Source organism: Chryseobacterium viscerum, assembly GCF_002899945.2.
GTDB classification, from domain to species: domain Bacteria; phylum Bacteroidota; class Bacteroidia; order Flavobacteriales; family Weeksellaceae; genus Chryseobacterium; species Chryseobacterium viscerum.
The window spans coordinates 230,784-252,641 of sequence record NZ_PPEG02000003.1; the positions used below are offsets into that span (position 1 = coordinate 230,784).

The 21,858-nt window shown below is 36.5% G+C and carries 18 protein-coding genes; 11 read left to right on the top strand and 7 right to left on the bottom strand.

Annotated elements, in window-relative coordinates:
* Nucleotides 1-164 precede the first annotated feature (164 nt).
* From C1634_RS07615 to hemN, 3 genes are all read left to right on the top strand, one after another.
* A complete protein-coding gene (locus C1634_RS07615) occupies nucleotides 165-1,682 on the top strand; it encodes an amino acid permease (RefSeq protein WP_103233108.1) in 1,518 nt (505 codons plus the stop codon).
* Between the two features lie 47 nt (nucleotides 1,683-1,729).
* Nucleotides 1,730-2,743, top strand: a complete 1,014-nt coding sequence (locus C1634_RS07620) for a WD40/YVTN/BNR-like repeat-containing protein (RefSeq protein WP_109738162.1) — start codon at nucleotides 1,730-1,732, stop codon at nucleotides 2,741-2,743.
* 178 nt (nucleotides 2,744-2,921) lie between these two features.
* Complete coding sequence (gene hemN / locus C1634_RS07625) at nucleotides 2,922-4,280, top strand: oxygen-independent coproporphyrinogen III oxidase (RefSeq protein ID WP_103233110.1); 1,359 nt, start codon at nucleotides 2,922-2,924, stop codon at nucleotides 4,278-4,280.
* A gap of 134 nt (nucleotides 4,281-4,414) precedes the next feature.
* Here the strand turns inward: hemN and C1634_RS07630 are convergent, their stop codons facing one another.
* Entirely contained in the window at nucleotides 4,415-5,782 is a 1,368-nt protein-coding gene (locus tag C1634_RS07630; protein WP_109738163.1) for a PQQ-dependent sugar dehydrogenase, read from the bottom strand.
* Nucleotides 5,783-5,998: 216 nt separating this feature from the next.
* Between C1634_RS07630 and secD the strand changes: the two genes are divergently transcribed.
* The 3 genes from secD (at nucleotide 5,999) to C1634_RS07645 (ending at nucleotide 11,293) form a co-directional block, all read left to right on the top strand.
* Nucleotides 5,999-8,908, top strand: coding sequence for a protein translocase subunit SecD (gene secD / locus C1634_RS07635; protein ID WP_109738164.1), 2,910 nt, complete (start codon nucleotides 5,999-6,001; stop codon nucleotides 8,906-8,908).
* Between the two features lie 229 nt (nucleotides 8,909-9,137).
* A complete protein-coding gene (locus tag C1634_RS07640) occupies nucleotides 9,138-10,358 on the top strand; it encodes a TCR/Tet family MFS transporter (RefSeq protein WP_103234499.1) in 1,221 nt (406 codons plus the stop codon).
* Between the two features lie 134 nt (nucleotides 10,359-10,492).
* The gene (locus C1634_RS07645) at nucleotides 10,493-11,293 is read left to right on the top strand and encodes an arylamine N-acetyltransferase family protein (protein WP_103234498.1); all 801 of its coding nucleotides are present in this window, start codon (nucleotides 10,493-10,495) and stop codon (nucleotides 11,291-11,293) included.
* 91 nt (nucleotides 11,294-11,384) lie between these two features.
* On the opposite strand, the gene C1634_RS07650 is transcribed toward C1634_RS07645, so the two are convergent.
* Nucleotides 11,385-12,335: a hypothetical protein gene (locus C1634_RS07650; protein ID WP_109738165.1), complete on the bottom strand. Its 951-nt coding sequence runs from the start codon at nucleotides 12,333-12,335 to the stop codon at nucleotides 11,385-11,387.
* 409 nt (nucleotides 12,336-12,744) lie between these two features.
* On the opposite strand from C1634_RS07650, the gene C1634_RS07655 reads away from it, so the two are divergent.
* The 4 genes from C1634_RS07655 (at nucleotide 12,745) to C1634_RS07670 (ending at nucleotide 15,009) form a co-directional block, all read left to right on the top strand.
* On the top strand, nucleotides 12,745-13,086 hold the full coding sequence (locus C1634_RS07655) for a Sec-independent protein translocase subunit TatA/TatB (protein ID WP_103234496.1): 342 nt from the start codon (nucleotides 12,745-12,747) through the stop codon (nucleotides 13,084-13,086).
* 3 nt (nucleotides 13,087-13,089) lie between these two features.
* Entirely contained in the window at nucleotides 13,090-13,656 is a 567-nt protein-coding gene (locus C1634_RS07660; protein WP_103234495.1) for a phosphatase PAP2 family protein, read from the top strand.
* Nucleotides 13,653-14,465: a tetratricopeptide repeat protein gene (locus tag C1634_RS07665; protein WP_109738166.1), complete on the top strand. Its 813-nt coding sequence runs from the start codon at nucleotides 13,653-13,655 to the stop codon at nucleotides 14,463-14,465. The genes C1634_RS07660 and C1634_RS07665 overlap by 4 nt, the downstream gene beginning before the upstream one ends.
* Before the next feature lie 91 nt (nucleotides 14,466-14,556).
* Nucleotides 14,557-15,009 carry a tRNA (cytidine(34)-2'-O)-methyltransferase gene (locus tag C1634_RS07670; protein ID WP_103234493.1) on the top strand — a complete coding sequence of 151 codons (453 nt, stop codon included), beginning with the start codon at nucleotides 14,557-14,559 and terminating at the stop codon, nucleotides 15,007-15,009.
* 78 nt (nucleotides 15,010-15,087) lie between these two features.
* Here C1634_RS07670 and rlmH read toward each other — a convergent pair whose 3' ends face one another.
* The gene (gene rlmH, locus C1634_RS07675) at nucleotides 15,088-15,561 is read right to left on the bottom strand and encodes a 23S rRNA (pseudouridine(1915)-N(3))-methyltransferase RlmH (RefSeq protein ID WP_103234492.1); all 474 of its coding nucleotides are present in this window, start codon (nucleotides 15,559-15,561) and stop codon (nucleotides 15,088-15,090) included.
* Between the two features lie 245 nt (nucleotides 15,562-15,806).
* On the opposite strand from rlmH, the gene C1634_RS07680 reads away from it, so the two are divergent.
* A complete protein-coding gene (locus C1634_RS07680) occupies nucleotides 15,807-16,820 on the top strand; it encodes a YihY/virulence factor BrkB family protein (RefSeq protein ID WP_109738167.1) in 1,014 nt (337 codons plus the stop codon).
* Here C1634_RS07680 and nhaA read toward each other — a convergent pair.
* The 4 genes from nhaA to C1634_RS07700 all read right to left on the bottom strand — a co-directional run bounded on the left by nhaA (nucleotide 16,817) and on the right by C1634_RS07700 (nucleotide 21,678).
* Nucleotides 16,817-17,995 (bottom strand): Na+/H+ antiporter NhaA, encoded by a 1,179-nt coding sequence (nhaA, locus tag C1634_RS07685; protein ID WP_109738168.1) that lies wholly within the window; start codon nucleotides 17,993-17,995, stop codon nucleotides 16,817-16,819. The genes C1634_RS07680 and nhaA overlap by 4 nt on opposite strands.
* Nucleotides 17,996-17,997: 2 nt before the next feature.
* Entirely contained in the window at nucleotides 17,998-20,208 is a 2,211-nt protein-coding gene (locus tag C1634_RS07690) for a RelA/SpoT family protein (protein WP_109738169.1), read from the bottom strand.
* Between the two features lie 110 nt (nucleotides 20,209-20,318).
* Nucleotides 20,319-20,684 carry a hypothetical protein gene (locus C1634_RS07695; protein ID WP_103232326.1) on the bottom strand — a complete coding sequence of 122 codons (366 nt, stop codon included), beginning with the start codon at nucleotides 20,682-20,684 and terminating at the stop codon, nucleotides 20,319-20,321.
* 220 nt (nucleotides 20,685-20,904) lie between these two features.
* A complete protein-coding gene (locus C1634_RS07700) occupies nucleotides 20,905-21,678 on the bottom strand; it encodes a hypothetical protein (protein ID WP_103232327.1) in 774 nt (257 codons plus the stop codon).
* Between the last annotated feature and the right edge of the window lie 180 nt (nucleotides 21,679-21,858).

The window sequence follows — 21,858 nt, forward strand, 5'->3', positions numbered from 1 at the left end:
TTATCAAAAATAAAGAAAATTTAAGACTTATTAAAATACTTTGAATGAGGTGCTGGTCAGGTTTTTAAAGTTTTTAATGTAAAATAAATGATGAATTTTTAACGATTAACGTGAGAGTCTCTAAATTTTTTATATTTTCGTAAATCCTTAATAAATAAAAAAACATGTCGAAAATTTGGGTTAAAAAGCCACTAAGTGCCTATGAGGCAGATATGAAGAAAAGTGAGCTGAAGAAAGTCCTTGGAAAATGGAGTTTAACAGCAATTGGAGTGGGTGCTATCATCGGTGGTGGAATCTTTGTTCTTACGGGAACGGGAGCCTATTATCATGCAGGACCAGCACTTGCAATTTCCTTTATCATAGCAGGGATTGCCTGCGTTTTTGCTGCATTATGCTATGCAGAGTTTGCATCCATTATTCCTGTAGAAGGTTCAGCTTATGCATATGCATACGGAACAGTAGGGGAAATTTTTGCCTGGGCCATGGGGTGGTGCCTCATCCTCGAGTATGCCATGGCGAGTATGGCCGTTTCCGTGAGCTGGTCAGGATATTTCAACAAGTTTTTGAAAATTTTTAATATTCATTTACCTGCTTATCTGACGTCAGATCCTTCAAGTTACACAGGAGATGGTTTTTCTATGAACCTGCCTGCATTCATTCTTGTTCTTTTGATTACCGCATTATTGGTAAAAGGAACTAAAGAAGCTGCGGGAGCTAACAACCTGATCGTTTTGATGAAAACTTCAGCTGTTATCTTTGTAATTATTGCAGGAATATATATTATTTTCTCTAATACTGATCTTTATAACGCTGTAGATGGTGTTAAAAACTGGAAACCTTTTATTCCGGATCCGGTAAAGATTAGAAACTCTGAAGGAGATCTGGTCTCTGCCTACGGTGTTAAAGGGATTATTTCCGGAGCTGCAGCTATTTTCTTTGCCTATATCGGTTTTGATGCTGTTTCTACACAGGCAGGAGAGGCTATTAATCCTAAAAAAGATGTTCCTTTTGCTATTATTGCTTCATTATTGGTGTGTACAGCTTTATATATCTGTGTTTCTCTTGTATTGACAGGGATGATGCATTATACAGACTTTAACCCGGAAGGAAAATATCCTGATGCGATAAAAGCTCCTGTAGCGTATGCTTTCGAAATTGCAGGCAAGCACTGGGCGAGTAACGTGGTAACCATCGCTGCTACTGTAGGATTAATTTCTGTAGTAATGGTAATGATGATGGGACAGTCAAGAATCTTCATCGGAATGGCAAAAGACGGATTGATTCCTAAATTCTTTGGTCAGCTTCACCCAAAAACAAAAACACCTTACAAAGGAATTATTTTGTTAGGAATTGTAGTGGCTTTGATCGCTGCATTTACACCGATTTCTACATTGGCAGATATGACAAGTTTTGGAACCCTGTTTGCATTTACACTGGTTTGTATCGCAGTTTGGGTGATGAGAAAAAAAGAACCTAACTTGATCAGACCTTTCAAAGTTCCTGCTTATAAAGTAGTAGTAGCACTGGGAGTATTTATCAATATTTATTTGATTTTTAACTTAAGTGCTCATGCATTGGAACTTTCTGCTGTATGGTTGTTCTTAGGAGGTTTGGTATACTTCCTTTATGGAAAATCAAACAGTAAGCTTAACAATCCTGAAAAATATCAGAACCAAGATTAATAATAATATAAACCGCTTCGGCGGTTTTTTTTGTCTTAAAATAGTATATGAAAAAGATTTTTTCCATTTTATTTCTGTCCGCAGGACTTACAGCGTTTTCCCAACAGGTGGAAAGCCTGCAAACAATTCTTACTGAGAAAATCAGTATCAGAGCACTGGAGCTGTATGATCATAAAGTCTGGTACAGTGGTACAGACTCCAAATTCGGTTTTGTAGACCTCAAAGACTATAAAAATCAAAAGCAGATAAAACTATCCGAAGACAAACTTCAGTTCAGAACATTAGCTCAGGATAAAACTTCTTTTTATGCCATCAATATTGAAAGTCCTGCCCGTTTTTTTAAAATTGATAAAAAAGATCTGAAGTCGCAGGTTGTTTTTAAAGATACTGCAAAAACAGCTTTTTATGATGCTTTGCACTTTGTGAATGATAAGCTTGCTTACACTTTCAGCGATGCAGATAAAGACCATCTGCTGAAAATGGCGGTGTATAAAGAGGGAAAATGGAGTATGTTTAAAAACAATGTATCATTGAATGAGGGTGAAGCAGCCTTCGCAGCCAGTAATACCAACATTTCGTCAACTAAAAAATATCTGTGGATTGCAACGGGAGGAAAAGCTTCAAGAATCTTAAGAATGAATCTGAAAGATGAAAAAATTGAAGTTTTCAATACACCATTTGTACAGGGAGAATCTTCTCAGGGAATGTATTCTATTGATTTTTATGATGACTATTTCGGAATTGCAGTAGGAGGAGATTATACCAAACAGGATGCGAATGTCAATAATATGGCCACCACCAATGATGGAGGTAAAACCTGGCAGATTCAAGCTTCTGGAGAGAATGCAGGATATACAACCTGTGTGAAAATAAAGCCTGGGACGAAAGGGAAAGAGATGATTGCAGTAGGAGACAAGCACATCAGCTATTCCTCCGATTTTGGGAAAACATGGAAGAAAATTTCCGATGAAAAAGGATTCTTTGTCTGCCAATGGATAGATGGTAACCGTGTGGTTCTTGCAGGAAATGGCAAGATTGTCGTCATGAAATTAAAATTTTAAATATAAGTCATAGAATTTATCACTATTTGTCAAAAGCCTGATCATACGTATTTAGACTCATTATAAAATAGAACCTAATATAATTCATAGGTTAAAATTCATAACTAATAGTTAATTTTGTAGGATGAAATTTCAGTTATGTTAAATTTCATACCCGTATAAAATTTTAATTTTCAAAATGAACTCTTTAATAGATAAGTATAATATTCCCGGACCCCGTTACACTTCTTATCCTACTGTTCCTTATTGGGATGATTCATCATTTTCACCGGAAAAATGGAAGGAAAGCGTAATCAGGTCGTTTCATGAGAGTAATGCTGAGGAGGGGATTTCTATTTATATCCATTTACCTTTCTGCGAGGCGTTGTGTACGTTCTGTGCTTGTCATAAGCGTATTACCAAGCAACACAGTGTTGAAATACCTTACCTGGAAAGTGTGTTGAAAGAATGGAAACTGTATCTTGATCTTTTCAGAGAAAGACCCAAACTGAAAGAATTACACCTGGGAGGAGGTACCCCTACGTTTTTTTCTCCTGAGAATCTAAGAACATTATTGGAAGGAATCTTTTCAACGGTAGACATTGCAGAACACCCCGAATTTTCTTTCGAAGGTCACCCGAACAATACGACGAAGGAACATCTTCACACTTTATATGATCTGGGCTTCAGAAGAGTAAGCTTTGGTGTTCAGGATTACGATCCTAAAGTACAGAAAGCGATCAATAGAATTCAACCTTTTGAAAATGTGAAAAATGTGACAGAATGGGCGAAGGAAATTGGATACAGAGGAATCAGCCATGATCTTGTTTTCGGATTGCCACACCAGAATTGGGAGGCAATGGAACACACGATCAGAAAAACAATGGAGCTGAAACCGGACAGACTGGCTTTTTATTCTTATGCACACGTGCCATGGGTAAAAGGAGTGGGACAGAGAGGTTTTGATGAAAATGACCTGCCAAGTGGGGAAGAAAAACGCCGTTTGTATGAAGATGGTAAAAAACTGCTTGAGGATCTAGGATATATTGAGGTAGGAATGGATCACTTTTCTCTTGAGCACGATGATCTGTATCAGTCTCTGATCCATAAAAAGCTTCACAGGAATTTTATGGGCTATACTTCCAGCAATACCCAGCTGATGGTAGGACTTGGGATGTCTGCTATTTCAGATTCCTGGTATGCATTTGCTCAAAATGTAAAAACGGTGGAAGACTATCAGAGAATGGTTGAAGAGGGTGAAATTCCTGTGGTAAAAGGACACGTTCTGAATGAAGAGGACCTGATTGTAAGAAGACATATTCTGAACCTTATGTGTCAGCTTGAAACTACCTTCGATGTCAACAATTTTTTCCCGGAGCTTGATAATGCATTAGAAATGCTAAAAGAGATGGAAAATGACGGATTGGTTGAGATCAACGGAACTGAAATCAAAATTACAGAAGCAGGAAGAGCCTTTACAAGAAATGTTGCTATGGTTTTTGACCTGAGAATGTTGAGAAATAAACCGGAAACGAGGATTTTCTCGATGACGATATAAAACAAAAGCGGTTCAGATCTGAACCGCTTTTTTATTGGCTTTAAAATTTTAGTTGAAGTGCTCATATGATGACACTTATAATAGAATAGCTGTCATGCTGAGCAAAATGGAAGCATCTCCACGAGTAGGTTGCTCTATTTAATAATTAATTTCTGACTATAGGATTTCAGATTTCCAGATTTTAGATTGATAAAATAGACTCCGGCAGGGATTCCGGAAATATCAATACTTTTACTATTAGTGATCTGATCTTTTTCCAATACGATTCTTCCTTCAGCACTGATGATTTCCAACGTTGCTTTTTTATCTTTAATCCCCTCAATGAAAAGCTCTTTTGAAGCAGGATTCGGGTACACTTTGATACTGCCTAAAGTATTTTCCTGAGTGCCTAAAGTACCTGTGGATATTTTAAAAATTTTTCCACTGGTTACTGCTGCTACATACAATTCTTTTTGATAGTCTTCTCCAAAAGTAGAAAAGTTATTTCCGGAAGAAGGAGAGGTCCATGTTATAGCATTATTGCTATCCAGAATTCCGATTTGGGTAGAACAGTAATCTGCGAAGAAATATTTTCCCTGAAGTGACGGATATTGTGTTCCTCTATAAACATAACCTCCGGTGATGGAACATTTCCCCCCGGAATGGTCATATACCGCAATAGGAAAGGTCATCGTAGACTGTGCGGCACATCCTGTTGTATTGTATGCGTTATTCCCTTCATAGCAGCGCCAGCCGTAGTTTAATCCAGCCGTAGTAATAGGCATTTTGTTGATTTCTTCTATGGCTCCCTGTCCCACGTCAGCGATCATAGCGTTTCCTGTGGTAAGGTCAAAAGAAAATTTCCAGCCGTTTCGTAGGCCGTACGCCCATATTTCGTCAGCACCGTCCACGCCGGCTCCTGCAAAAGGGTTGTCTGGAGGGATGTTGTAGGGACCGGTAGCATCCACATCAATTCTGAGCATTTTCCCCAATAATATATTTTTATTCTGGGCATTATTATTCGGGTCACCACCACTTCCTCCGTCTCCGGTGATGATCCAGAGTTTTCCGTCAGGAGCAAAATGAATACTTCCTCCATTGTGATTGTCGAATGGCTTGGGAATGTTCAGCAGGATTTTTTCGGAAGCGGGATCGGCTACGTTTGGATCTGTCGAACTTACACTGTACCTCGCAACGATAATATTCCCTGAAGGATTGTTATAATACACAAAAAAATACCCGTTGGTAGAGTATTGCGGGTGAAATGCCAGTCCCAAAAGACCTCTTTCACCGCCAAAAACAATTTTTGAAGTGATATTCAGAAAATTAGTTGTGTTAATTGTCCCGTTGGGTTGAATAATTTTAATGATACCGTTCTGCTGTACAACAAAAAGCCGGCTGTCATTGGCGTTCGTGATCTCTACAGGACTGGTTAATCCTGTGACAAATTCATCCAAATTAATGCTTTGAGAATTAACGATTAAGGAAGAAAAAATGCTGAGGGTAAAAAGTAGTTTTTTCATAATATTTTGATATTTAGTGTGTTGAAAATATGAATGAAAATTTTATACCAATCGGATTTGAAGACTTCATTAGGATAGTCGGAAAAAATTGTTAAATCTTAAATAGAAATCAGAATACCAATATATCTGAAAATAAACCATTTCTGTTGTTAAAAATTCATAAAATACAAGAAAATCATTATATTTGCCGACTTAATTTAACGTAGTTATAACAAAATGCAAGGAAAAGGACTTATTACAATTGTCGCTATTGTACTAGGGTTGATTTGCTTAAACGAGCTATTACCAACATGGTACGCCAGCAAAATTGAAAAGCAGGCAACTGCTATTGCAGGAGACAATCCGGAAAAGTATCAGAAAGAAATTGCTAAACTTTCTAAGGATACTTTGAATCTAGGATTCACAAAACTTTATTACACTAAAGCCAAAGACAAGGAAATGAAACTTGGTCTTGACCTTAAAGGGGGGATCAACGTTCTTTTGGAAATCAACCAAAGAGATCTTGTGAATGATTTAACCAATTATTCTACAAATCCTGTTCTTATTGAGGCTTTAAACAAAACGGATGAAGTACAGAAGAATTCTACAAGATCTTACATCGATAATTTCTTCGATCAGTTTGATGTTGTTAACAAAGCTAAAGGTACCAACCTTAAGTTGGCAGATCCGGATATTTTCGGAACAACAACACTTACTGAGGTGAAGTACAACACACCTGATGATCAGGTGAAAAGTATTGTTAAAAGAAAAATCGATGCATCTGTAGGAACAGCTTTTGAGGTAATCAGAACGAGAATTGACAAGCTTGGAGCAATCCAGCCGAACGTTCAGAGAGTTCCTGGTACTGCTAGAATTTCTGTTGAAATGCCTGGTATGAAGGACATCGATAAAGTGAAGAAAATGCTTCAGACTTCTGCAAAACTTCAGTTCTGGGAAGTACAGCAAGTTCCTGAAATTGCACCTTATTTCCAGACTTTGACAACTATGGTTGCTGCAAAAGGAGATTCTATGGGGGTTGCAAAGAATGTGAACTTCATGAACCTTCTACAGCTTGACAAATTAAGAACTAATGGTGTTGCTAACGTAAAGTTATCTGACACTGCAGTTGTAAACAAAATTTTAAATAGCAAAGTAGGTCAGTCTTTACGTCCTTCTAATATTAAATATACACAGTTCATGTGGGGTTACAAACCTGAGGCTACAGACAGCGAAAGCTTAGTATTGTATGCCATCAGAGGTAACATCAATCAAAAAGCTCCTGTAGACGGTGCTGTTGAAACTGCTAATATCAGCTATGATGAGCTGAGCAGAGTAGTGGTAGACATGCAGATGGATTCCAAAGGAGCAAAAGAATGGAAAACTTTAACAGAGAAAAACGTAGGAAAACCGGTTGCCGTAACTCTTGATAACAGAGTATATACAGCTCCGAACGTTGTAAACGCTATTCCTAACGGTAGAACTCAAATTTCTGGTAACTTCTCTCAGGAGGAAGCTAAAGAATTGGTAGACGTTCTAGGTGCGGGTAAATTACCTGCAGGAGCAAAAGTAGTTCAGGCTACCGTTGTAGGACCATCTTTAGGTCAGGAAGCTATTGACTCTGGTTTAATGTCATTCCTGATTGCATTTGGAATTATCATCGTTTATATCATTTTCTACTATGGTGGAGCTGGTGTTTATGCGGTAATTGCAATGGTGATCAACTTATTCTATATTTTCGGTATCATGGATTCTGGAGACTTTACGCTTACGCTTCCAGGTATCGCAGGTATCGTTCTTACGATGGCCGTCGCCGTCGATACGAACGTTATCATTTATGAAAGAACTAAAGAAGAATTATTCGCAGGAAAAAGTATTCTTGAAGCTTACAAAGATGGTTTCAAACATGCATTGAATGCGATTATTGATGGTCACACGACGACATTCTTAACGGCAGTTGTATTGTTCTTTTTCGGAACAGGGCCTATCAAAGGTTTCGCATTGACGTTGATGATCGGTATTTTGATGACATTATTTACATCGGTATTGCTTTCAAGAGTAATGATCTTCTCAAGATTAAATAAAGGAAAAGGTCTTTCTGTTTGGACGCCGGCTACGAAGAATTTATTCAGAAATACCTGGATCGATTTCATTGGAAAGAGAAAATATGCATACATCGTTTCTGCTATTCTTACCGTTATTTGTGTTGTTTCAATCGCAACTCACGGTTTCAAATACGGTATCGACTTTACGGGTGGTAGAAACTACGTCGTAAGATTTGATAAAGATGTAAAAGCTGAAGATGTTGAAGACAAATTAGTAGCTTTATTCAAAACTGAAGACGGTAAAAACTCTTCTGTAGAAGCTAAAACTTTCGGAAACAGCAAACAATTGAAGATTTCTACGGATTATCTTATCGAGGATGAATCTTTAAAAGCTGACCAGATTATTGAACAAAAATTATTTGAAGGATTAAAAGGAAATTTACCGGCAGGAACAACATTGAAAGATTTCAAATCTGCTGATAAAGACCATGCAGGTATTGTTTCTTCTGAGAAAGTAGGACCTTCTGTTGCTGATGATATCCAGATTCACGGTATCTATGCGGTATTAGCTGCATTAGCAATGATCTTTGTTTATATCTTGATCAGATTTAGAAAGTGGCAGTTCTCCCTTGGAGCGGTTGCAGCTTTATTCCACGATGCGGTTATTATTTTAGGAACGTATTCATTACTTCACAAATACATGCCGTTCAACATGGAAATCAATCAGGATTTCATTGCTGCGATTCTTACAGTATTGGGGTATTCAATCAACGATACGGTAATTATCTTCGACAGAATTAGAGAATACCTGAGAGAGAAAAAATCTTTAACATTAGCAGGTTTATTTGATGACTCTATCTCAAGTACATTGGGTAGAACATTCAACACCTCATTCACTACAATTTTGGTTATCCTTGCGATTTTCATCTTTGGTGGTGATAACTTAAGAGGATTCATGTTTGCGATGTTAATAGGTATTGGATTCGGTACTTACTCATCCATCTTTATTGCGTCTGCAATTGCTTATGACTTCCTGAAAACAGGAAAAGAAGAAGAGGTTCATGGAAGAACCACTTCTTCGAAAGAAGAACTTGCTTCAAAGTAATACAAACTACAATAAATTAGTAAAAGCCTTTCGAAAGAAAGGCTTTTTTTATGCTCTTTATCCGCTTTATATATTGATCCCATTTACGTTATAAATTGATCTCTTACGACCACATAGCCATGCCTCCACAAATGTTTTCACCTATTTTATATATTATTGATGTTATACTTCTTTAATACAGTGAAATTTAGAATCATTATTTTCCAGATTTGATTAATTTTGCACCATCATGGAAAATTCAAGGAAAAAAGCGGCCATAGGCTTTATATTTATTACTTTACTGATCGATATTACAGGATGGGGAATCATCATTCCTGTAGTTCCCAAATTGATTGAGGAACTCATTCATGCAGACATCAGTGAAGCTGCAAAATATGGGGGATGGCTGGGATTTGCCTACGCATTTACCCAATTTATATTCTCTCCGCTTGTTGGGAATCTGAGTGATAAATATGGACGAAGACCTATTATCCTGATTTCCCTTTTCGGTTTTGCAGTAGATTATATTTTCCTTGCATTGGCTCCCACGATATGGTGGCTGTTTTTAGGAAGGGTCATTGCCGGAATTACCGGGGCCAGTGTCACGACAGCCAGTGCCTATATTGCAGATATTTCCACGGATGAAGACAGAGCTAAAAATTTCGGATTGATAGGAGCGGCTTTTGGGCTCGGATTTATTATAGGTCCGGTTCTGGGCGGGGTTCTTGGACATTATGGTGCCAGAGTGCCTTTCTATGCTGCTGCGGGCTTGTGTCTGCTTAATTTCCTTTACGGATACTTCATCCTCCCTGAAAGTTTGGATAAAGATAAAAGAAGGGAGTTTAACTGGAAACGTGCGAATCCTATAGGCTCATTTAAGTTTTTAGGAAAGCATCCTGAAATTTCGGGACTTATTTTTTCATTAATATTGATTTATATTGCAGGCCATGCGGTACAGAGCAACTGGAGCTTCTTTACGATGTATAAGTTCAACTGGACAGAAAGGATGGTGGGGATCTCATTAGGAGTAGTAGGCTTATTGGTAGGGCTTGTACAGGGAGGTCTTATCAGATATACGACACCAAGGCTGGGAGAACAGAAAAGTATCTATTACGGATTGGCTTTCTATGCTGTAGGAATGTTGCTGTTTGCTTTTGCTTCTGAAGGATGGATGATGTTTGTGTTTTTGGTGCCGTACTGTTTAGGAGGAATCTGTGGTCCGGCTTTGCAATCTGTCATTACGAAAAGCGTTCCTTCCAATGAACAGGGAGAACTTCAAGGGGCATTAACGAGTTTGATGAGTGCTACATCCATTATCGGACCTCCGATGATGACGAATCTATTTTACTTTTTTACCCACGAAGAAGCGCCCTTCAAGTTTTCAGGAGCCCCCTTCTTTTTAGCATTTATTTTAATGGCTGTTAGTGTGGTGGTTACTTATTCTGCTTTTCAGAAACAAAAGAAAATATAATTCTCTTTTTAGATATTAAACAAACAAAATAAAAAGGTTAAGGTGAATTTACATCTTAACCTTATTTTTTGCGGCTCTGTTTCAAAAATTATGTAAATTGTAATTGAACTTATGTTATTATTAAAGTTGATATCATGGATGAGTTAAAAATAGAAAAATATTTAGAGCGGATTCATTACTCCGGAGAAGTAGAAACAAACCTTGAAACATTAAGGAAAATTCATCAGCTGCATCCTAAGTATATTCCTTTTGAGAATATTGATTCTTATACAGGAACAGTTCCTTCTTTAGAGTTGAATGATATTTTCAAAAAACTGGTTATAGACTCCCGAGGAGGATATTGCTATGAGCAAAATCTGCTTTTAAGCGAGGTGTTACGATATTTAGGATTCAATGTAAAGCTTCAGCTGGGAAGGGTAGTATGGGGAAGACAGGAAGACAGCATTGCCGCGCAGACCCATCTATTGCTTATTGTTGATTTTGAAGGGAAAAAATACGTGGTAGATTGCGGATTTGGTACAGCAACCCTTACGACACCTATACTTTTAGATGAAGAGGGACAGCAGCAAACACCGAATGGGATATTTAAAATTTCCCATAAAGAAGAGACCTATACACTTTGGATGTGGAAAGAGCAATGGCTTCCGGTATATCGCTTTATATTGGAGCATGTGGAACCTGCTGATCTTGATATTTCCAATTGGTATCTGTCTACCCACCCGGATTCTCATTTTAAGAACAAACTGATTCTTTCAAAAGTGGATGAGAATGTCCGTTATACTTATACAGATCGTGTACTGAATATCCGTTCTGATAATGGGGCGAAAGAATCCATATCCATAGAAAATGAAATGCAACTGTATGAAATATTGCTCAATACTTTTGGGTTAAAAGAAAATGCAATAGAAGCCCTGAAATCAAAAGCTGATGCTTGATGAAATTTAGAAATATAAATTTTTGACAATAAAAAACGGGAAGCTCAGCGAGCTTCCCGTTTCTCTTAAAATCTGATTTTTATGAAAATTATTATGGATAAAGGGATTTTGTCCCGTTACTTACAATATTGCTGCCCAATCCTGAGAAAGACACCGAGAAATTGCTGGAGTTAAAGCTTAAAGAACCTGTAGGAGTGCAAAGTCCTAAAGCATAACGACATTGCCCGTAAGCTCCTGTTTTCTTTATGATTTTACTCTCACTTTTTGCTTTCCCTAAACTGATAGATCCCCAGTCGCTTACATCTGCATTGGAAACCGTAGAACCGGAATAATAAATAGTAATCTGATATCCCGCTTCACCTCTTTTAGAACCCCATAGCCAGTTGGCGGTCCACCATTGTTTATACCATGTAGAAACTACTTTTGCAGCCGGATTATTGTTGGAAGCTTCCGAATTTCCGCGGGTATCCATCATGATAAGGCCTCCAAAGATATTATCCCAGATAATTCCTGAATCATTGTAAAAACATACCGTGGTAAATTTTCCGTTTTTGCTGTTCCAGGTTACTTCCATCACATTGGTGCCGGATTTCACTTCTTCGGTGATGGCTTCTTTTAATCCCTGCTGTGCTGTTGTAAGGTCGTCACCGCTGTATAGATCACCAATCTTCCCAATCTTTACAGAAGATGGATCCATAATGTTCCCGGATGCCACGTACTGGTCTTTATCGGCAATCAGACTTTTAGAAAGCTCAATACCTTTTGGGGTTAAAATTTTTCCCAGGACAGTCACTTTGTCAATCTGTAAGTCATTTTTCAAATAGATCTCAAGATTTTTTCCGGATTCATTTAGCTGAAGTTGCACTGCATCCGGGAGAACCTGTGATGGGAGAGGAGTAATTTTCTTTTTCAGATCATCTGCGGTTACCCTGGCCTGAGCCGTTTCCTGTTGATTCATTTCGCTGTCTTCGTTACGGCAGCTGTGGAGTGCCAATACCGATAATACAGCGACAACTTTAAAAGTAGTCAATAGTTTTTTCATAATAAATATTTAATGGATTGTGTATCATAAATATACAGAATTATTGCGTAACTCTCATTGTTTTGAATTAAGTATTTGTTAATTAATAGGTGATAGGTAGCAGATATTAGGTAGCAGGGATTAGGGGGTGAGTTTGAGAGTGGGATGGTTTGAGGGTTTTAGAGTTTAAAGTTCAGGGTTTAAAGTTTAAGGTTGTGAGTGACAAGGAATAAAAACAACCTGCAATTCATACCTCGCAACTCGAAACCAGAAACTCACAACAAAATAAACCTGCAATATTTACCCCGAATTAAAATAAACTCGCAACAAATAAACTCTTCAACTCATACAACTTTTATAAAATCTTAAAATTTGTTTAAATTTTTTGTTTACAGTAAATAAATGTAATAATCTTTCGTAATTTTACCGAATGGAATTAAGCATTGGAGAAATGGCACTCATTGCCATTGCAATCGTTGTATTATTCGGACCGGATAAACTTCCTCAGATTGCGCGTGACTTAGGTGCAGGCGTTAGAAAAATGCGTGGAGCAGTAGAAGATATCAAAACTGAAATCATGAAGGAAACAGATAACCCTGTTTCTGAAATCAAACGTGAAATTGAGAAAGTAAAAGATGCTGCAAAAGATTTCAACCCTATGAATGATATCAAGAAAGATATTCTTACAGAACCGGGTTCTCTTGCTTCTAATGAACCTCCGAAACCGAAGCCTGCAGATGATGAGACCTATGAGGGACCTGTAAGCAGATAAGGTATGGAAGAGATTATTCAGGAAGATAAAAAGGTATTTCTTTACCTTAATAATTTGGGCGATTCATCTTTCGACCAATTTTGGATGCTGATTTCAAGTACCTGGATCTGGGTACCTCTTTATATTATATTTCTCTATTTTTTATACAAAAATCATAAACTAAGATCATTAGTTTTTATCCTTATATTTTTGGCCATTGGTGCAACGGTTTCTGACCAGTTGGCAAGTGTTTTCAAATATGGTGTGGCAAGGCTGAGACCCTGTCATGACCCCACTTTGGAACATCACATGAGAATTGTGAAATGCGGTGGACAGTTTGGGTTTTATTCTGCACATGCTTCCAATACCTTCTTTTTAGCTGCCTTTTTAAGTATTTTATTAAAAAATAAACTTAAATGGTTTCCATATGCTATATTTGTATGGGCTATAGTGGTTTCCTACAGCCGTATATATTTAGGAGTGCATTTCCCGATAGATATTTTGGTGGGGGCGTTTGTTGGATCTTTATTGGGAGTGATATTTGGTGCACTCGCCAAGAAAGTGATCAATAAACAATCTATAACCTCATGAAAAAAATTGTATTACTAGTAACTTCCCTCTGTTTATCTCTCAATTTTTACGCCCAGAATAAAAAACTGGCGGAAGAATGTTTTGCAAAGGCTGATTATAAATGTGCCGAAGAGCAGTATTTAAAACTGGCAGAGAAAGAGCAGATCCAGAAATTTCAGTCAGAATATTACGATTATCTCGGGACCGCTCAGCGAAGACTTGGAAAGACTACTCAGGCTTTTAAATCCTATGACTATGCTTTAAAAGCAAATCCCATGTCGGTTTCTGTGTATGTAAACCTGTCATCACTTTACAGCCAGAAAGGAAATAAGGTGAAAGCACTGGAATATATAGAAAAAGGACTTCAGGTGAATGCTGAAACTCCGGATTTATATCTTACCCGTTCCAAAATCTATGACAGCCAGGGGAAAAAGGATCTTGCCATCAAAGATTTAAATCAGATTCTCACTTTTGCTCCCGATAATATTTTTGCAAAAACCGGACTGGCCAATCTGAAAAAAAATAATGGCGACCTTGACGGAGCTTTGAAAGATTATAATACACTTCTTGCAGAGAAACCGGAATCCTTACTTTACAATGGACGTGCAGATGTATATTTTAAAATGAAAAAATATAAGGAAGCCCTTACCGATGCCAATAAAGCCATTTCGATAGATCCGAAATTTGCGCAATCTTATGTGAGCAAAGCCATGATTTTGTTAGACACTTCCAAACTTAAAGAAGCCTGCGAAAATTTGAATAAAGCAGTAGCCTTGGGGTATGAAAAAGCGGTGTTGACAGATTCTTATGCTAAATGTGCAAAGAAATAAGCTGCCATTTTTCCATTCCAAATCATTTAGATAAATCATACTAAAATACCAAGACCTGGTGTAACTTAAAAAAACGAATAAAGAGATAGAGATGTTGAATATTGTCCTTGTAGAGCCCGAAATACCCAATAATACAGGAAATATCGGAAGATTATGTGTAGGAACAGAAAGTAAATTACATTTGATTCACCCTTTTGGATTTATTATTAATGATAAAAACCTAAAGCGTTCCGGATTGGATTATTGGGTACATCTTGATGTTTCTGAATATGCAGATGTTGAAGAATGGATTAAAAATATTCCTGATCTATCCCGTGTTTTTTTAATGAGTTCACATGCTGAAAAATCATATTTGGAAACCGATTTTCAGGATGGAGACTGGTTGGTTTTCGGAAAGGAGAGTGTAGGGCTGAGTAAAGACGTTTTAGACCGTTTTGAGAATCATTTGACCATTCCTATGTCGAAACTGATCCGAAGCTTTAATATCGCCAATTCTGTTGCTTTTGTCATAGGCGAAGCAAAAAGGCAGATCAATCTGAAATAAAAAATGATTCTTTATTTTTTAAATAGAAAATAGGCCGTAAAGCCCACAGCAATAAAAACCCTTCTGAAAAAGAAGGGTTTAATCGTTATGATAAGGCTTGCCTTGCAAGATCTGATCTGCACGGTAAAGCTGTTCTACAATAAACAGGCGGATCATCTGATGCGTAAAAGTCATTTTGGATAAAGACATTTTTTCATTGGCTCTGCTGTAAATTTCTTCCGAAAATCCATAAGCTCCTCCTATCAGGATGTGTACTTTTTTCACGGAAGAATTCATCCAGGTATCAATTTTCTGTGAAAACTCACGGCTGGTAAATTGTTTTCCCTTTTCATCAAGAATGACTACCAGATCGTTTTTATCGATATGGTTTAAAAATAATTTGGCTTCTTCTTTTTTAAGAAGGTCAGGAGATAGGTTTTTGGCATTTTTAACATCCGGAATTTCATTAATTTCAAAATTCCAGTGTTTGGGTAATCGGTTGAGATAATAATTAATTAAAGACGTGATTTCCTTATCGTCTGTTTTACCGATACAAAGTAAACTGATTCGCATTGTAAGAAGTTTCAGACGGCAAAGATAGGGTTTCGTGGTGAATTTGTTACGAGTTTCGGGTTGCGAGGTTCTTTTGTTGCTGGTTTTTTTTATGGTGCGAGTTACTCACAATGTTAAACTCAAACCCTTACACTCTCAAACTCTCTAATCCCTGCCACCTAACACCTAATTCCTGCCACCTATCACCCCAATCTTTTCCCTATTTAATTTAATTCCCCTACATTTGTATAAAGACAAACAGATCGATGAGTGTAAAGGTTCCTAATTTTATTTTGAAGATTCAAGAGTTTTTTGACGGCATTCATATTCCTGTTTTGGGAATATCGCTTTGGCAGATGTTTCAGATCTATATCTCAGGTATTTTTAAAGGAAAAATAGGAAGAAAGGCTGCTGCTATTTCGTGGAGCTTTACCATCAGTTTATTTCCGTTTCTTCTGTTCCTGCTTTCGGTTCTTCCTTATATGCCGCTTTATGATGAGCTGCAGTTCTATATTTTTGATGTACTGCTGCATAATGTTTTCCCTTCAAACATGGAAGGAGACGTAAAAGGGTATATCGTAAACAACATCATTCCGAATATGAAGGGAATCAGTAATCTGACCATTTTACTGGCGCTTGTTTTTGCTACGAACGGTACATTTTCCCTGATTAATGGTTTTAATGAAAATACGGATGAAAAATTAAGTGATGTAAAAGAGTTTATTCTTTCATTCTTTATTACAATAGGTTTTATTACTATCGTTTTTTTAACCCTTTTCGGAGTGTATTACGCAGAGGTTGTGATGAAGCTTTTTACACCCGCTTATGATGTTACATGGCTTGTAGACAACCTTTCCAAAATTATTGGATTCGTTTCTTTCCCGCTTTTTTACTTTATACTTTTGACCTTATTTTACTGGCTGGGAACTGTGAAAATCTCAAGATTCAGACAGGCGGTTCCGGGGGCTATTCTGACAACAGTGCTGTTTGTGGTTACGACTTATATTTTTGCAATTTATGTAAAGGATATAGCACGATATAACGTCCTTTACGGGTCTATCGGCAGTATGATTCTGCTGATGGTTTGGGTGAATGTGAATGTATATCTGCTTCTATTCGGAAACGAATTGAATATGGCCATCAGAAAACTCAGAATTGAAAAATTGCTGTCTGATGAGATTCAGAAAGAAACCATGCACTATCACACGCAGATTACAGAACCCAGTTTTGACAGTGATGAGGAACATAATAGAAAACTTGAAAACCGGAAGAAAGATTAATTTTCTTCCAGTTCGGGATTTTCTTTTGAACTGATACTTAATATGATAAATCCTGCAATCGCAGCTATAAATGAAGCGATCAGAATAGCAAATTTCGCTTCGTCCTGAATCTCAATTTCACCTTTAAATGAAAGTAATGCGATGAAAATGGACATGGTAAACCCAATTCCGGCAAGCAGACCTACACCAATCATCTGAAGCCAGTTGCTGTTTTGAGGCAGGGAACTAAGCTTTAATTTGATTGCGATCAGAGAGAATAAGTTGATGCCAATTAGTTTTCCCAATATCAAACCGCAGATAATTCCCAATCCTAAGGTACTTGTAACTCCTGCTACCATCTCACTGGAAAAAGTGATATTGGTATTCGTTAAAGCAAATATGGGCATGATCAGAAAGCTTACCGGGATGTGAAGCTTATGCTCCAGTTTTTCCAATGGTGAAATTTCTACATTCGAAGCATTGGTAGGAATCGAAAATGCGAGTAAAACACCTGCTATTGTAGCATGAATTCCGGAATGATGAAGGAAATACCATAAAAATAATCCCGGAATAATGTAAAATATAGTTTTGGTTACTTTTAAAAAATTTAAAATAAATAATAGGGCAGTCACCCCAAAAGAAAGCAGGAGATAGGTCCAGTGAATCTGCTCGGTATAGAAAATTGCAATCACAAGAATGGCTCCCAAATCGTCTACAATAGCCAATGCCGCTAAAAATATCTTAATAGAATTAGGGATCTTTTTACCCAGCATCGAAATGATAGCCAAGGAGAAAGCAATATCTGTAGCCATAGGGATTCCCCAGCCATTGCCGTATTCTGTTCCTGTGTTGAAAATACTGTAGATTCCCGCCGGAATAAGCATTCCGCCCACTGCTGCAAAAATAGGCAGCGAAGCATTTTTAAAGGATGAAAGTTCTCCTTCTACAAGTTCCCGTTTTATTTCAAGGCCTACCAAAAGAAAGAAAATAGCCATCAATCCGTCATTGATCCAGATGCTGACAGGATATTCCAGCCCAAATAAATGAGTACCCACTTCTTGGTCTAAAAAGTGCTGAAAATTTTCTGCAGCAGAGGAGTTGGCAATAAGTAATGAAATAAGCACACAGAAAATAAGAATAATTCCTGAAGACTGACTGTTGTTGAAAAATTTTTTAAAATAAAGAGATAAATTCATGTCTATGATTGTAGTCGTCTCACTCTTGAAACCCCATTAATATTTTTAAGTTTTTTGAAGGTCTCTTCCAGCTGACCTTTATTTTTGACTTCCAGATTGATATTTCCTGTGAAAACTCCATTGTTGGATTCAATAGACATACTTTTCATATCCATTCCCATACTTCCGCTGATGACAGTGGTAATGTCGTTGATCATTCCCATTCTGTCAAGTCCTTCAATTTCAATTTTCACTCTGTTCTTGAAGCTTTCAGCATTCACCCATTTGGCAGGAATGACACGATAGTCATACTGTGCTCTTAGGTTGATCGCATTCGGACAGGTATCACTGTGAACCTTAATTCCGTCTGAAATGGTGATGAAGCCGAAAATTTTGTCTCCTGGAATTACGGTACAGCATTTTGCATAGCTATAGTTAAGTTTCTCCTCATCTTTTCCAAAGACAATCATATCAAGGTTTTCCTCTTTAGGTTCCTCGAAATGGTGATTTTTACTAGGTGACTTTCTGAATCTTGAAAGTAAATTATTAAATACATTTTTGCTTTCAATGTATTTTCTTAAACTACTTACATCCAGTTCGTTGCTTTGGAATTTAAGGAATAATTCCTGAGAAGATTTTAAATTAAAGAACTTTTGAAGTTTATTAATTTCTTCATCATTAAAATTGATTTTCGCATGACGAAGTTTTCTCTGTAAAATTTCTTTTCCTTCCTCTACCAGTTGGTTTTTCTGAGAGTTCAGATAACTTTTGATCTTGGACTTCGCTTTTGATGTTACTACGAATTCCAGCCAGTCAGATTTTGGTTTCTGATTCTGTGAAGAAAGAATATCTATCTGATCTCCGTTTTGAAGGATATAGGAAATAGGAACCAATTTTCCATTGATTTTAGCACCCAGACACTTCATTCCCAGATCTGAATGGACCGAGAAAGCAAAATCCAGAGCAGTAGCATTGGTCGGCAGAATTTTAATTTCTCCTTTTGGTGTAAAGACAAATACTTCCTTGGAGTATAAATTAAGCTTAATGTTATCCAAAAGCTCTGAAGTGGAAAGATTCTGCTGTTGTTCCAGTACTTCACGGATCTCTGTTACCCATTTTTCAAAGTTTCTGTCATCAGAACTTTGTTTGTAACCTTCTTTGTATTTATAGTGAGCAGCAACTCCTTTTTCAGCAATTTCATCCATTCGTTCTGAACGGATCTGTACTTCAATCCATTTTCTGTCAGGACCTAAAACCGTTAAGTGTAAGCTTTCGTATCCTGTAGAACGAGGTTGTGTAATCCAGTCACGCATTCTTGATGGGTTACTATGATATACATCTGTAACAATAGAATAGATCTTCCAGGCCAGAAATTTTTCATTTTTTGCATCGGATTTATAAATAATTCTGATGGCATAGTTGTCAAAAACTTCCTCGAAGGAAACTCCCTGTTTCAGCATCTTTCTGTAAATGGAAGAGATGGCTTTTGCACGGCCTTTGATTTTAAAATTTAAGCCTTCTTCCCCAAGTCTTGTTGAAACTTCTTTTGTAAACTCGTTAATATATCGCTCACGGTTTTCTTTGGCAAGTTCCAATTTTTCTGTGATCTCATTATATACTTCCGGGCTGTTATATTTTAAGGAAAGATCTTCCAGCTCAGATTTGATGTTGTACAATCCGAGACGGTGAGCCATCGGAGCATAGATATAAACCGTTTCAGAGGCAATTTTTTTCTGCTTATCCGGAGCCATGCTTTCCAGTGTCCTCATATTATGAAGGCGGTCCGCAATTTTAATAAGAATAACCCTGAAATCCTCGGATAATGTCAATAACAGTTTTCTGTAATTTTCAGACTGTACAGAGATGTTCTGATGATTCATGATGGATATTTTGGTCAATCCATTCACGATATTGGCTATCTTTTCTCCAAATATTTTTTTCAGATCTTCGTAGGTATAATCGGAATCTTCAATCACATCATGCAAAAGGGCACAGGCGATAGAGGTAGCACCCAAACCAATCTCTGTCGCTACAATTTTAGCAACAGCAATAGGGTGGTAGATGTAAGGTTCGCCAGATTTTCTCCTTTGATCCTTGTGGGCGTCCAGAGCAATATCGAATGCCTTTCTGATAAGTTTATTATTTTCCTCATCTAACGTCCTGTATGTATTAGAAATCAAGTCCTTATACCTGGCCAGGATCTCTTTATTTTCTTGTTCTAAATCGTAACTCATTTGTGTACATGCCTATAATAAGACGAAAATACGAAATTTTTTAGTTTTTTCAAACATAAAAGATCCGCAGTAGGCACTGTGGATCTTCGGCTATTAGATTTTTATATCGATTAGAATTTTACTTCAGAATTCATACCGTCACTTGACGTTTTGATTTTAATCTCAGGGCTGTTCTGAATTTCAGCTCTGTTCCTTGCATCAATATACTTTTTAATGGTATCATAATTCGTTTCATTGATATTCATATTTTCAAATAAGTATGATTTCAATGCTGTATTCTGAATAAACGCATTCCGGGCAAGATCAATCTGATTGATATCATTTACGGTAACACTTGCCAGATATTGGGAATTATTAGAACCATTATTAAGGTATACAATGTAATCTGAGTTTTCAAATCCTGAATTCTCCAGATCACTTTCCAGTTTTTTGTAGTCGCTGTGATGATCAAATAGTCCAGCTAATATATGTGACATAGTTAATTGGTTTTAAAGTTATGACTAAAGTTAGTAATAATTTTCTGATTATCATTGTGTTTTAGTTAATAAATTTTGTTAATTAATATTCCGTTTTCAATATAAAATAATAATGTTTGTGAATAATTATTGAACGGGTGTTTAAATTTAATAATTGAGTAATGTTGGGTTCAACAGAATTTCTAGAGGTGTATTACACAAAATACCTGTTTACCCATTTTTAATAAATTATTTTTCTTTCCTCTACAATATTTTCTTTTCCATTATCCAATGTATAAACTTTTACTAAGTTTCCTTTAGAGTCAAACTGTTTTAGTTTTCCCTCAAGATTATAATCATACAATTCTGTATTGCCATTTATAGTCATCCTTCCTTTAAATGATTGTACTTCTCCATATTGGTTTAATTGGTAGGTTCCAATTACAATGGACTTAGGAGCATTAAAAGTTAGCTTCTCATACTTATAACTGTGATCATTAATCCAATTATATTTTTCTATTTGAGCGACAACGATATTATTAGAAATATTTAACATTTGTATACTTTCAATTACTCTATCCTTTTCATCAAGAAGATTAAATTCTTTTACAGAGAGTTTTTCTTTTGAATCAAATCTTTCAATCTGCAAAGTATTATTGTTTAAATAATATTTTGTAATTATTGAAACTTGTTTTTTTATAAGAATATTTTCTTTTTCAGAAATCATCATCCCTTCAATAACTCTTTGTTCCTCAAGAGTATTATAATTCTTATCAAGTTTTATTATTGTTTTTATCCACTCTTTATTTTTATCAGAAGTATTTTTTATAGTAATCTCATTTTTACTTTGATCATAGCTATAATTTCTTGTAGGAATTAATTCCCCTTTTTTATTTTCAAAAACTTCCATTGATTTAAAATTACTTTTGGCAAGAACTTTAAGAGAATCTTTTATTTTAAAATTTTGGGATAGCAATAGAGGACCCAATAAGAGGAAGAAAAATATATTTCTCATGAAATTTTCATTTTATTATTTAAAAGTCTTATAAATACAAGCATTATACACCCTAAATGTAGGAATCTGAATATAGGGATTTTCTGCTATTTATAAATCATTATTTGATAGTGATGGAGTTATTCGGTCTCCACTGATTTCGATTTGATATAAATCCTATTATTAAATTATTATCATATA